Annotated in this window: 11 protein-coding genes; 7 read left to right on the forward strand and 4 right to left on the reverse strand. The window is 59.9% G+C overall.

The window, feature by feature from the left end; translation table 11 throughout:
• Positions 1-111: 111 nt before the first annotated feature.
• Positions 112-1446, reverse strand: a complete 1335-nt coding sequence (locus tag DSM14862_RS13840; RefSeq protein ID WP_243254277.1) for a sialidase family protein — start codon at positions 1444-1446, stop codon at positions 112-114.
• 339 nt (positions 1447-1785) lie between these two features.
• On the reverse strand, positions 1786-2952 hold the full coding sequence (locus tag DSM14862_RS13845; RefSeq protein WP_007117894.1) for a M20 aminoacylase family protein: 1167 nt from the start codon (positions 2950-2952) through the stop codon (positions 1786-1788).
• A 544-nt stretch (positions 2953-3496) separates the two neighbouring features.
• On the opposite strand from DSM14862_RS13845, the gene DSM14862_RS13850 reads away from it, so the two are divergent.
• The 7 genes from DSM14862_RS13850 (at position 3497) to DSM14862_RS13880 (ending at position 11549) form a co-directional block, all read left to right on the forward strand.
• Positions 3497-4999: an ABC transporter substrate-binding protein gene (locus DSM14862_RS13850; protein WP_007117895.1), complete on the forward strand. Its 1503-nt coding sequence runs from the start codon at positions 3497-3499 to the stop codon at positions 4997-4999.
• A 93-nt stretch (positions 5000-5092) separates the two neighbouring features.
• Positions 5093-6031, forward strand: coding sequence for an ABC transporter permease (locus DSM14862_RS13855; protein ID WP_007117896.1), 939 nt, complete (start codon positions 5093-5095; stop codon positions 6029-6031).
• The gene (locus tag DSM14862_RS13860; RefSeq protein ID WP_040700255.1) at positions 6028-6831 is read left to right on the forward strand and encodes an ABC transporter permease; all 804 of its coding nucleotides are present in this window, start codon (positions 6028-6030) and stop codon (positions 6829-6831) included. The genes DSM14862_RS13855 and DSM14862_RS13860 overlap by 4 nt, the downstream gene beginning before the upstream one ends.
• Positions 6828-8432 carry a dipeptide ABC transporter ATP-binding protein gene (locus tag DSM14862_RS13865; RefSeq protein WP_007117898.1) on the forward strand — a complete coding sequence of 535 codons (1605 nt, stop codon included), beginning with the start codon at positions 6828-6830 and terminating at the stop codon, positions 8430-8432. The genes DSM14862_RS13860 and DSM14862_RS13865 overlap by 4 nt, the downstream gene beginning before the upstream one ends.
• Positions 8429-9358, forward strand: a complete 930-nt coding sequence (locus DSM14862_RS13870; RefSeq protein WP_007117899.1) for a MurR/RpiR family transcriptional regulator — start codon at positions 8429-8431, stop codon at positions 9356-9358. Before DSM14862_RS13865 ends, DSM14862_RS13870 begins: the two co-directional genes overlap by 4 nt.
• Positions 9358-10455 carry a DmpA family aminopeptidase gene (locus DSM14862_RS13875; protein ID WP_007117900.1) on the forward strand — a complete coding sequence of 366 codons (1098 nt, stop codon included), beginning with the start codon at positions 9358-9360 and terminating at the stop codon, positions 10453-10455. The genes DSM14862_RS13870 and DSM14862_RS13875 overlap by 1 nt, the downstream gene beginning before the upstream one ends.
• An 11-nt stretch (positions 10456-10466) precedes the next feature.
• The gene (locus DSM14862_RS13880) at positions 10467-11549 is read left to right on the forward strand and encodes a C45 family autoproteolytic acyltransferase/hydolase (RefSeq protein ID WP_007117901.1); all 1083 of its coding nucleotides are present in this window, start codon (positions 10467-10469) and stop codon (positions 11547-11549) included.
• A gap of 236 nt (positions 11550-11785) precedes the next feature.
• Here DSM14862_RS13880 and DSM14862_RS13885 read toward each other — a convergent pair whose 3' ends face one another.
• Positions 11786-12556, reverse strand: a complete 771-nt coding sequence (locus DSM14862_RS13885; RefSeq protein WP_007117902.1) for an SDR family oxidoreductase — start codon at positions 12554-12556, stop codon at positions 11786-11788.
• Positions 12556-13479 (reverse strand): dihydrodipicolinate synthase family protein, encoded by a 924-nt coding sequence (locus tag DSM14862_RS13890; protein WP_007117903.1) that lies wholly within the window; start codon positions 13477-13479, stop codon positions 12556-12558. Before DSM14862_RS13890 ends, DSM14862_RS13885 begins: the two co-directional genes overlap by 1 nt.
• Positions 13480-13484: the final 5 nt, after the last annotated feature.

Here is a 13484-nt window from a genome sequence, read left to right on the forward strand (position 1 = left end):
GGGCATGCGGATGCCTATGGGTTCAATTCGGCACCTTGCTCAAAGGCTTGGCGCGTCACTCCGATCCGCTCTTCGGATCGCCAGATTGCCACCAGAAACGGGCTGGCGCGATTACGGTACGATCGCCACTTCAATCAACCGGATAGTCGTGCTTCCGTTTAGATTATCCGCTGACCCGGTCCACGCAACATAAGCCCCTCCAGCCTTTCGGACCATCCGGGGAAATCCAATAGATTCCCGACCTGAATTGATGTGTAAGGTCGTTGGAGATGTGCATCCCGTCTTAGGTGAAACGCGGCACATGATGATCGCCTCACCGACCTGTGCGTATTCCATCCACAGTGCAAGTGCGGTTCCATCCACCATTTGCAGGACATCCACGCGCCCACCGGGTGCGCCAAGATTAAGAGGCAGTGGTTCATCAAACTGGACACCGCCATCATCGGAAAAGGAGATTTTTACGTTTGGGTCGCCTTTGGCAGCGGTAAACCAAATAACTGCCACGTCCTTTTCTAATGCATCGATTGCTGGACCGTTGACCGGGCAACCGGCTAATTCCCAACCATCGGCATGGATATTTTCAGGCTTGCTCCAGACCTCTCCGTTCATCCTTACGACAGAGATATCACGGATTTCTTCTGCTGTTCGGTCTCGGTAGACTGCAATGATATCATCGGTATCGATGCGGACCGCAGATGTCTGGCAACAGGTACAAGCGCGCTCATCAAGCAGGCTTTCGGGGCCCATTGTTCCATCAGGTGTTATGCGACGGGCACGGACCTGCATGGCGTTCACAAAACTGTCGTCATCTGCCTGATTGTCATACGCCTGCCCATCAAGCCAAAGCGCTGTCAGGCCACCGATTGCATCAGGAATAAGAGATACGAAACCATGCTCGCGCTGTGATCTGTCATCGTGAGGGAGGATTGGCGCGGTCCAGCTTCGCCCTTCATCAGACGAGAATGCAATATTGACGTCGTATTGATAGCTGCCTGGTCCATTAAGTTCGAGCCAATGCGCCGCCAAAGTGCCATCAGAGAGCGCCACCACAGAAAAGAAATCCGCCCAGTTCACGAACATCTTCTCGGATTGGTGAACTGTCCGTGCAGGCGACCACTCCGAGTTTTCCAGCACCGCCATCCGCACCGCCGCATCGGCTCCGTCAACTTCCGTCCAACTCATCACGATACGGTCATCCCCAAGAGCGGCCAGCGACGGTTCTCGGGCGTTCGGCCCGACTGGGGTGTCAATCGCACGGATGCTGAATGGAGAGGCCTCTTCGGCATGGCCAAGACTGGCAACGCTGGCGGATATACCAAGCCCAACGAGCAGACAGGCGCGCCAGACGCTGCGACCTTGATCACGTTGCGCGCCGGTCTCGCAGTGATGCGACTGTTCATCTATTGCTTGACGAGGCTGCAAAGGTTGTCCTTTCGTCCAGATCAACCGTTCAGTTGATCCCGCTGGCGCGTTGCAATGCGCGCATGTATCCCCGATTGATAAATAACGCGCAGCGATTGGTCAATTTGGGCCTGTTCAAGTCTTACTCGGCCTCCGCGCAACCTACCGATAACCACCGATTGTTGAACGACTTTCCTGAAGTCGAAATTGGTGCGGTCGCTGCGAAATGACGCTGTGTCTGCAACCCGATCAAAGGCTCCGTTAAGTTTTCTGCGGATTACACGAATGGCCTCTGTGGATGGCTGCTGCAAACCTTGGCGAGCCTTGACGCCTGCTGAGGGTAACCTCGCAGAAAACGAAGATTAACGGGCGGTCTGTCAGAACTTACCCGAGCGGCAAGCGCCGTTCGGCCATTGTCACGAACCAGCTGCACCCTGCGGGTATGACCTCGTCGTTGAACTCATAGTGCGGATTATGAAGGTCCGCGCTATCGCCGTTGCCAATGAAAAGATATGCGCCAGGCCGCTCCAACAACATCTCTGCGAAATCCTCTCCGGCCATTATCGGATCGAGATCACGGTGCGCTACGCCAGCGATCACCTCGGCCACCTCGGCCGCCAAGTCTGCTTCCCGGGCGTGGTTGACCAGCGGGGGTGGCCCCGAAATGTGGGTGACTTCTGCGACCGCGCCGTAACCAAGGGCCGTTGCGGTTGCCAGTGCGTCGATCCGCGCACGCACCTGTTGCTGAACTTTCGGGTCGAACGTCCGAACTGTGCCGAGCAACTTTGCCGAGTCAGGGATCACATTGTAGGTGGCGGTTTCGGTGCGAAATCCGCAGACCGACACGACCACGTTGTCCATTGGGTCTATGTTCCGTGATACGATGGATTGCAGTGCGACAACGATCTGTGCGGCGACCAATGTCGTATCGACCCCCTTCTGTGGCATCGCGCCATGGCCCCCTGTGCCGCGCACGGTGATCTCGAACTTATCCGGCGAAGCCATCTGCGGCCCGGTGCGCACCGCGAACTCCCCGACTGCCATCCCCGGCATGTTGTGCATCCCATAGATTTCCTCAATGGCCCAGCGATCCATTAGACCCGCCTCTATCATCGCACGCGCGCCGCCACCGCCCTCTTCGGCGGGCTGGAAGGCCAACACGATCCTGCCGTCAAAATTGCGCGTCTCAGCGAGGTATTTCGCCGCGCCCAGAAGCATCGATGTATGTCCATCGTGGCCGCAGGCATGCATTTTTCCGGGGATGGTTGAGGCATGCGGCAGGCCAGTCGCTTCTTGGATCGGCAGCGCATCCATATCTGCACGAAATCCGATGGTCTTGCCCGCGGTCCCGGACTTGCCGTTGATAACACCAACCACGCCCGTGCCGCCAAACCCGGTTAGGACCTCGTCACAGCCAAATTCTTCCAGTTTCGCCGCGACAAACGCAGCAGTGCGATGCTCCTCAAAACGCAATTCGGGATGGGCATGGATATCGCGCCGCCATGCGGAAATTTCCGGCAGCATTTCGGCGAAGCGGTTTATGACAGGCATTAGGTCCCTCCAGGCAGGTCTCTGCACAGCCTGCGTCGGGATTGCGGGACGGACAAGAGACCAGCGTCATAAATCATGTCTAGACACGGTCTGAGATTACACATTCTGCGGCGTGGTGTTGGGATGCGTAACCCCGCGCTATGAGGGTGTTTGGATGGACTGGGCGTAGCGAAGAAAGGTGGCCCTTGGCGTGTCCGCGCGCCAGCGGTCACGCCAAGTCGGCTTCGGATAACTCGGCACAGGCCGCTTATTTCCACGGCATGACAGGGTCCAGCCAAAGCCATCGCTTGGCGACAAGATCGTCTGTCCAACATCCAGACGTCCGACGATGAACATGCGCTCCATCCCTCTGCCCACACCGCTGAGAAATCGCTGAGGCCCACATCTACCGCCCGGCAGTAGAATGGACCGCTCAGGCAAAAATCCTGCAGCGTGTGACTTCTACAAATCGAGCATTCCAAATGTGTAGGTATAAAAATACCACTTCACAGGTGTGGTGATATTTTGCTACCAAAGCAACAGGGAACCCAACAGGAGAGAACAAATGACAACCGATAAGATCATCCCCGCCGCTTTGGCGCTGATGCTTTCGGCCACGGTCCTGTCTGCTCAGGACGCAATCCGAATTGCTTCGCCTAACAAGGTCACTGTGCTTGATCCGATCGTTTCGGCTGCCGGTGGCAATATCGAAGCTTATGGCCAGCTTTATGCGCGCCTGCTGCGTAAGGGCGCGGATGGGGCGCTGGAGCCGGGTCTGGCGGAAAGCTGGGAAGTCTCTGAAGACGGGCTGACCTACACCTTCGAGATGCGCGATGCGAAATTCTCTGACGGCAGCCCTATCACCGCAGAGGACGCAGCCTTTAGCCTGACGCGCGTCGCTAAGGACGAGAAGTCAGCCTATCCAGCGGGCTTCGCGCCGATCAAGGAAGTTACCGCCGTTGACGAAGACACGCTGCAGATCACACTGGACCATGCCAGCGCGCCGATGTTGTCCAACCTCGAGATCTTTAACGCGGGCATCGTCAGCAAGGATGACGTTGAAGAGCGCGGCGAAGAAGGGGCCTTTGCCTCTGATCCTGTCGCCTCTGGCCCCTATATGGTCAAAGAGTGGAAGCCGAACGACCGCATGACGCTGACCGCCAACCCGCATTACTGGCGCGAGGGGCTGCCTAAGATTAAGACCGTTGATCTGATCGAGGTCAGCGACGACAATGCTCGCGCCACTATGGCAATGGCCGGAGAGATCGACGTGAACCGCTCCGTGCCTTGGGCGCAGGTGGAAGAGGTCAACAACTCCGACGGTGTCTCTGTCGCGTTAGAGCCGTCGACCGTGCTCTATCTGGTGCTGCCAAACCACGACAAGGCACCCTTCGACAATCTGAACGTGCGCAAGGCCGCCGCCATGGCGCTGGACCGGGCCGCGATCACCAATGCGGTAACTTTGGGCAATGCGGAAGTGGCCAACAGCACCTTCTCCAACGCGCTGAACTTTCACGATGCCTCGCTGCAGCCCCCCGCATACGACCCCGCTGCGGCCCGCAAACTGCTCGAGGAAGAGGGCCTTGTCGGTGCAGAGATCACCATGATGATCACGCCTACTTTTGAGCAGCTTGCCACCTTGCTGAAAGCGCAGTGGGATGCGGTTGGATTCAAAACCACTGTCGAGCGGGTCGATGCCGGCCTGTGGTGGTCGAACATGGCTAAGGGGGAGTATCAGGTCACGGTGAACTGGTATTACAATGAGACCGAAGACCCCGACTTGGCAGTACGTTGGGCGCTTTGTGACACCTGTGGCAGCCAATCCTACTATACCAACTACCACAATGAAGAGCTAAACAAACTGACCGATGAGGCGCTGCGCGAACGCGATGAGACCAAGCGCGCCGCGCTTTACAGCAAAATCCAGCAGATCTCGCTTGAGGAACTTGCGCAGATTCCGCTCTACTATGCGCCTTTCTCCATCGCCTATGCGGACCGTGTGAAGGGGCTGACCCTGACCCCGGCACTGCAGTGGACGCTGGAAGACGCAGAACTGATCGCCAACTAAGCGCGGCCATTCCAGGCGGCGTGCATAATGCAGGCCGCCCGGACCTATCGCCTCCCCTTCGCCACACCCTCATTTTTCGACTTAGGATAGCCTGTGAACACCCTGCGCTATATCGCTTTCCGACTGCTGCAGGCGATCCCCGTTCTGCTGGGCGTCAGCATCATCACCTTCACGCTAATGGCCGCCACCCCCGGTGATCCGGTACGCTTGCTGGTGGGCGACCGTGCTAGCCCCGAGACCATTGCTCTGATCCGCGACCGCTATGGGCTCGATGAACCGATCTTGATGCAGTATTTCACCTATCTGAAGAACCTCGTCGTCGGCGATCTGGGCGCGTCCTTACGCTACCGCGTGCCGGTGTCGCAACTCATCACGCAGCATTACCCGGTGACGCTTTTTCTGGTCATTTATACCATCGTGCTAACCCTGCCGCCGGTGATCGCGCTGGCGGTCTGGTCGGCCAAGCGCCAAAACGGCCCGGCGGATCAGGTGATCCGCATGTTGGGGGTGCTAGGGCTGGCGGTGCCGGTGTTCTGGCTGGCGCTGATTTTCGCGCGTTTCTTTGGTGTGACGCTGGGCTGGTTCCCCGTGAGCGGCTTTGGCGAGACCATCCCGGATCATTTCCGACATCTCTTCCTACCCGCACTGTCCACGGCGATCTGGGTGGTGCCGATCCTCGTGCGGACCCTGCGCGCGGCGCTGCTTGAGGAGATGAACCGCGATTATGTGGTGACTGGCCAATCAAAGGGATTGGGGGATCGGCAGATCTTCCGCACCCATGTCTTTCCCAATTCCGTACTGCCAACGCTGAACCTTTTCGCCGTGATCGTCGCCTATCTCTTGGGCGGCTCGGTCATTGTGGAGACGGTCTATGCCGTGCCGGGCATAGGCAAACTGATGGTCGATAGTATCCTCGCACGGGATTACTTTGTGGTGCAGGGGGCAACGCTCGTTTTTGCCCTCACCACGATCCTTGTAATGCTGGCGGTTGATCTGCTGTCGGCGCTGATCGATCCGCGGGTGACGCCATGAGACTTTCTCCGATGTTCGTGACTGGCGTGGGGCTCGTGCTGATTTGGGGGCTGATCGCCGCCGCTGCCCCGCTGCTGGCGACCCATGACCCCTACGCCATCGATTTTGGCGCGCTCCTCAAACCGCCGGGAGGGGCGCATTGGTTCGGCACCGATAATGTCGGCCGCGACACCTACAGCCGGGTGGTCTACGGCGCACGGTTAGCGCTTTATATCGGTCTGCTGGGGGTGATTGCGCCTTTGGTTATTGGCATGACCATTGGGCTGGTGGCGGGCTATTTCGGTGGCTGGGTCGATACTATCGCCATGCGGATGGTGGACATCACCGTGCCATTTCCGTTCTTCGTGCTGGTGCTGTCGATCGTGGCAGTGCTGGGCCCCGGGATTGAGAATTACTTTATCGCTTTGGCGCTGGTGGGCTGGGTGGGCTATGCGCGGCTGGCGCGGGCCGAGGCGCTGGTGCTGCGGCAATCTGAGTTCGTGCTAGCGGCGCGTACCATGGGGTTTTCCCACGGTTATATCCTGCTGCGACATGTGCTGCCGAATGCGCTGTCGCCTGTCGTTGTCTACCTAATGACGGATGTGACGCTGGTGATCCTTTTTGGTGCGGCGCTTGGCTTTCTGGGCATGGGGGTGTCGCCCCCCGCTGCCGAATGGGGCGTGATGATCGCCGAGGGGCAGACCCATGTTTCTAGCGCTTGGTGGATCAGCTTTTTTCCCGGCCTTGCGATGGTGTTGATCGGCGTAGGCTTTGCGCTGATCGGCGACGGGCTGGCCCGGATGTTGAGGATTGAGCGATGAATGCTTTGCTGACAGTGCGCGACCTTTCGGTGCGCTTTGGCCAGACCACGGCGGTGGATGGCATCTCTTTTGACCTCGAGAAAGGCGCGTCGCTCGGCATCGTTGGCGAGAGCGGTTCGGGTAAATCTGTGACCTGCCGCGCGCTGATGCGGCTTCTGCCACCGGCGGCCAAGATCAGCGGGACAGCTCAATATGATGGGCAAGACCTGCTAAAGATGCCCCTGCCCGCGTTGAATCAGATCCGGGGCAAGCGCATCGCGATGATCTTTCAAAGCCCGGCCTCGCATCTTGATCCGCTGATGCGGATTGGCGATCAGGTGGCAGAGACGCTGCACAAGCACACCCAGATGCGTGGCCAAGCGGTGCACGACGAGGTGTTGCGCCTGCTAGATTTGGTGCAAATCCCCGAGCCAGCCCGCTGGGCGCGGGCCTATCCGCATCAACTTTCGGGCGGGATGAAGCAGCGCGCGATGATCGCGGGCGCGCTGGCCTGTCAGCCAGATCTGCTGCTGGCAGATGAACCAACCACGGCGTTGGATGCCACAGTGCAAAAGAGCGTGCTGGACCTGTTGGCGCAGCTCAGACGCGAGCAGAACCTGTCGATGATCTTTGTCAGCCACGACCTTGGGGCGGTGGCGCGGGTCTGTGATGATCTGCTGGTGATGCGGCGCTCGAAAATGGTAGAAAGCGGCCCGGTATTGCGGGTGATTGACGCGCCGCAACATGATTATACGCGCAAGCTGATTGCCTCGCACCCCGATCGTCTGACCCTGCGCCCGGTCGCTGAAGCCAGTGCTGGCGCGCCGTTGATCGAAGGGAAAGGGCTGCGCATCCGTTATGGCGGGCGCAGTTTGGCTGACCTGATCGCCCGGCGCGAGGGCGGGTTTGTTGCAGTTCAGAACGCCAACCTTTCGGTGCGGCTGGGGGAGACTTTGGGCATCGTCGGCGAAAGCGGCTCGGGCAAGAGCACGCTGGCACGGTCCCTTGTGGGGCTGGTCAAACCGCAGCGCGGTTCGGTGCATTTCGACGGAATGTCTGTCGATCCCACAGGTCGGGACCGGGTGGCCTATCTGCGCGAGGTTCAGTTGATCTACCAACATCCCTATGAGGCGCTGAGCCCGCGGATGACGGTGGCACGCGCCATTGCCGAGCCGCTACGCCGACACAAGCTCTGCCCGCCGGGCGAGGTCAAAGCCAAGGTCGCGGACCTGATGGAACAGGTCGGGATCCCCGACAAGCTGGCCGGCCGCTATCCGCGGCAATTGTCAGGGGGCGAATGCCAGAGGGTCGCCATCGCCCGCGCGCTTGCCTTTGATCCGCGTGTATTGATTGCAGATGAGGTGACATCGGCACTGGATGTGACCCTGCAAGCCCAAGTCATGGACCTGCTGCTAAAGCTACAAAAGGAACGGGGGCTTTCGATGATTTTTATCAGCCATGACCTCGCCGTGATCCGGCGGCTGTGCAATTCGGTGATCGTGATGCGGCGCGGGCAGATCGTCGAAAGCGGGCCGACGGGGGCGGTTTTTGACAACCCCAGTGAGGCCTATACCCGGCAGCTAATTGACGCTATTCCGCATCTGCGCGCGGGGGCTGCATGAAAAAACAGAACAAAATCCCAAGCGGTCCGGCCCGCGAGCGCGTCACGAATGCGCGCAACCTGTCCAAGGCGGAAAGCGAAGTGGCGCTTTGGGTCGAGCGTAACTTCGACAACCTGCCGTTCGAAACCGCCGCCGATCTCGCCGTCGGTGCAGGCGTAAGCGAGATGACAGTGAGCCGTTTTGTGCGGCGCTTGGGCTACGAAAATTTCAAGGCCTTCAAGGCGGCGGTGAACGCCGAGTTCCGCAAAAGCGACAGTGATGAGGGCAGCCTGCGCTCGCGCCGCATCGCCATTCCCGACGGCACCGGCTCAGAACTCGATGCCCAGTTGCAGTTGGAACTTGATGCCATCGTCGAAGTCTACCGCATGGCGGCCACCCCGCAATGGGACGCGGCGCTTGACGTGGTGCAAAAGGCGCAGCACGTCAATATTACTGGCTTTCAGGGGGTGAAGGGCACGGCCATGGATTTCGCCACCCGACTAAAATACGCCCGCCCCGGTGTGCGCTTTGCCGATGGGCGCAGTGGCAATTGGTCTGAGCTGTTCATTGAAGAGCCCCAGACGTCCTGTGTGATTATGGTCGAAGTGGTACCCTATGCACATGAAGCAGTAAAAGTGGCCGAGCTTTGTCTGCGCCGCGATGTGCCGCTGATTATGGTTACAGATCAATACAGCGCTTGGCCCCGCAAATACACGCCGCATGTGCTTTCAGTTGCCACCTCGACGCGGACCTTTCTGGACAGCACCGCTGGGATCGCGGCGCTATTGGGCCTGTTTCTAAGCGGCATCACAGCCCGCGTGGGCGCACCAGCACAGGACCGTCTGCGCGAAATGCGCGAATTGGCGGCGCATTTTGATCCATTTTCTTATGAGCCGGGCAGCCAAATGCGCCCGATCTTGCCCAGTGATCGGAAGGATCAAAGCTGATGCCCCACCCTCCTCGCGCCCGCGATCTTGGCCTGCCGGTTAGCGGCACGTCCGGAACTTACAACGCAATCACGGATGTGCCCGGTGTCACCGTGGGCTTCTCAACTGTGATTGAAGAGGCTGTACCGGGGCGGCATCGCGGGCTCTGCACCGGGGTCAGCGCGATCCTCCCGCGCGGGACCAGCGGAGAGATCACGCCGGTCTGGGCGGGGGTGCATTCCTTCAACGGCAACGGCGAATTGACCGGCGGCCACCACATCGCCGATCTAGGGTGGTTCATGGGGCCGGTGATGCTGACCAACAGCCACAGTGTCGGCATGGTCAGCCATGCCACGGTGGGCTGGATGATTGACCGCTATGCCGATGTGTTTGAGCGCGATCACATGTGGTGTCTGCCCGTGGTGGGGGAGACCTATGACGGGGTGCTGAATGACATCAACGCACGGGGCGTAACCGAAGCTCACGCGCGGGCTGCGCTTGATCATGCCGCGCCCGGGCCTGTGGCCGAGGGCAATGTCGGCGGCGGGGCCGGGATGATCGCCTATGAGTTTAAGGGCGGGACTGGCACCGCCTCGCGCCGCATTACAGTGGCCGGGGCGGCATATACGCTTGGTGTTATGGTGCAGGCCAATCACGGGACGCGCGCGGCCTTTGAGGTGGCGGGCGTGCCAGTGGGGCGGGAGATGACCGAAGATTTGGTCTACCCGTCCGAGATGGGCTCGATCATCGTGGTAATCGCCACCGACGCGCCGTTACTCCCGCATCAACTGAACCGGCTCGCCCGGCGCGGTGGCATCGGGATTGGACGCAACGGGACCACGGGCGGGCATAACTCAGGCGATATCTTTCTCGCCTTCAGCACTGCCAATCCGCAAGCAAACCCTTGGCACACGCCGGATGTAATGACGCTGGCGGCGTTGAAGGACAGTCATCTTGACTACTTCTATACCGCCGCAGTGCAGGCGACTGAGGAAGCCGTGCTGAACGCGATGGTCGCCGCCGAGGACCGTGTGGCGGTGAAGCCTGCCGGCAAACTTGTACGCGCTATCGACCATGAGAGGCTGCGCGCTGTCATGGTCGCCGCGCGCGCCATCTGAAAGGAACTTCCATGGATATCATCGATTGCATCGGCAGTCCGCGCACCCGCGGCGAAGTTCATGGCGAGGTGCTGCGCAAACGGATCGCCACGGCGCTGGAGAATTGGGAGGCTGCGACAATGGCGGGGCTGGGGCCGCGCGCGCCTGCGGATTTTGATGGCTACTGCGACGACTTCCTCTCCGGCACCGCCTTGCTGCAACGCGCTGAGGCGGTGACACCCGATTTGATGGCTGAGTTGCGCGGCATCGCGATCGGCGCGGGCCAAAGCTTTGCTCGGATGGCGGTCTATAACCTAATGGATGAGCAATGGTGGTATGACGCCGCCCCGAAGGCACCGCCGCCGGGCTGCAGCCTCATCGCGCAGCGCGTGCCGGGTGGGCATGTGCTGGCTCAAAATATGGACCTTCCTGCGCATATGGAGGGCTCACAGGTGGCCCTGCGCCTTGGCGGGCCAGACATGCCGGAGACCGTGATGTTAAGCGCCGCCGGGATGATCGGGCTGACAGGTGTTAATTCCGCCGGGTTGGCGATTGGCGTGAACACCCTGCTGATGTTGGCGCATGTCGCTGACGGCCTGCCGGTTGCCTTTGCCGTCCGACATGCCCTCGGCGCACGCAACAGGGCAACGGCACAAAGACGCTTGGCCGAGGTGGGGCACGCCAGCGGACAGCATTACGCAATCGCCACGCGGGAGGGGATCACATCGCTCGAATGTTCCGCAAGAACCTGCTCGGCGCTGCCCATACCGGACAACGGCAGGCTATTGCACACCAATCACCCCCTGATCAGTTCGGACATCGACACAACCGCACTGGCGCGCCTAGGTGCGACCGGCTTTACAAAAAGCTCGGCCAATCGCCTGAGTTGGTTGAAGACCCGGCAAGACGGGCTGACAACCGCAGAGGAGGTCAGAACGCTATTTAACGACGCGGACGCGCCGATCTGTATGCGTGCGAAAACCCATGGAGGGTCCAGCACCTTTGCCACCGTCCTTTACAGCATGACCGACAGCATCAATATCCGTATGCGTCAGGGCATAGCGGAAAGTGCGCCCTGGCAGGAGTTCAATTTTCTGGAAGACGCGGGCGCATAACGATCAGACGCGTTTACGGCGCTCTGGGAGTCATTTCAATTTATTAGAAGCACGACACAACTCAGGGCGAACCCAACAAAACCGCCACGCGCGATCATCTCGTGGTTTGTGACCTTACTGTCGATACTGCACAGTATCTTTCTGAATCAAATACTGACGGCATGAATGATTAGATCGACTATAGAACGTATAAGATACGTTCCATTTCATTCCCTCCGCCTTTATTCCTCGCTTAACTAAACCCCTTTAATCGCACCCCCATCGATCCGAATACGCGACCCCGTCACATAACTCGCGCGGGTAGAGGCCAGGAACGTTACCACGTCGGCGAACTCCTCGGGCTTGCCATATCGCCCTGCGGGAATTGCGGCGCGGGACTTTGCGGCGACCTCGGCCACATCGCTGTCAGTGCGTTTGGCGGCTGCGGCATCGAGTTCGTCGACACGTTGGGTATGGATGCGCCCGGGCATCACCACATTGACCGTGATACCATCACCTGCAACTTCGCTCGCCAAGGTCTTTGACCAGCCAACCACTGCCGAGCGGATACCGTTGCTGAGTGCGAGATTCGGGATCGGTTGCTCAACACCTGATGAGGTGATCGAAATGATCCGGCCCCAGCCCTTCTCTTTCATAGCGGGCAACAGCCGCGTATTGAGGTGGAATAGATTTGCAGCCATCGCCTCAAAATGCGCGAGCCATTGGCCGCGCTCTGCGGCCTGCGCTGATCCCGGAGGCGGGCCGCCGCCGTTGTTAACGATGATATCCGCGCCACCCTCGGAAAGCAGGCTGTCGGCCAAGGCGTCCACCTGCGCGAGGTCCGACAGGTCGCATTCAACCGGGCGCACATTTTCTATGCCTTTGGCCCAAGCTTCAATCTTGTCACGGCTGCGCGCCGCGGCGAAAACGGTGACGCCCTCGGCGGCAAGCGATTTCGCAATCGCCATGCCAAGGCCACGGCTGGCCCCCAGAACAAGTGCGCATTTGCCAGTGATTTCCAGATCCATCAGTTCAATTCCTTTAGTCGTTTTTCTTGCCGTGCGATCAGTCGGTCGACCTCGGCACGGGTGGCATCGGTCAACGGCGCGCCGGGGCGGCGCTGCGCGTCGTGGGCGATGATGCCCCGCTTCGCGAGCGTGTATTTGCGGATCGCCAGCCCCAGACCGGGCTGCTGCTCGAAACGCGCGAGCGGCAGATAGGCGTCAAAGATGTCCTGCATCCGGTCGATCTCGCCCTTGGTATAGAGAGCCACCACGTCGGCCATCATCTCGGGATAGGCAAAGCCGGTCATCGCCCCATCGGCCCCGCGGGCCATTTCTTCGGGCAGGAACAGACCTCCATTGCCACAAAGGATCGACAGCGGGCGGGTGAGTACCCCCTCGGCGCGCAGGGCGCTGATCTTTTCCAGACCGGGCCAATCTTCGTGTTTGAGGCAGACACAAGTGGGCAGATCATTGACGATCCGCGCAATCACTTTGGGCGCGATCTGAACGCCGGTAACCAGCGGGAAATCCTGAAGAACAAAGGGCACATCGCCAAGCAGTTCGGCGACTTGCGTATAGTAGTTCACAATCTGATCGTCGGTGCGCAGGCTGCCCGGCGGGGCGACCATCACGCCAGCCGCGCCCAGCTCCATTACCGCGCGGGTGAGCGTATCGATCTGCGCGAAGCCGGGCGCGGAGACGCCGACAACCACCGGCACACGCCCCCCCACGCGGGCCAATATACGCGCCACGACCTCGCGGGATTCCTCGACCGTGAGCTTGGGTGCTTCGCCCATCATGCCTAGAACAGTGAGCCCCGTGGCTCCGGCCTCAAGATAGAAGTCGACCATCCGGTCGCAGCTTTCCATGTCGATCCGGCCATCGGGGTGGAAGGGGGTGACGGCAATGACAAAGACGCCCTTAGCGTCTGCTGTGAGTGCGGACATGTTCT

The organism is Sulfitobacter indolifex, assembly GCF_022788655.1.
Classification (GTDB): Bacteria; Pseudomonadota; Alphaproteobacteria; order Rhodobacterales; family Rhodobacteraceae; genus Sulfitobacter; species Sulfitobacter indolifex.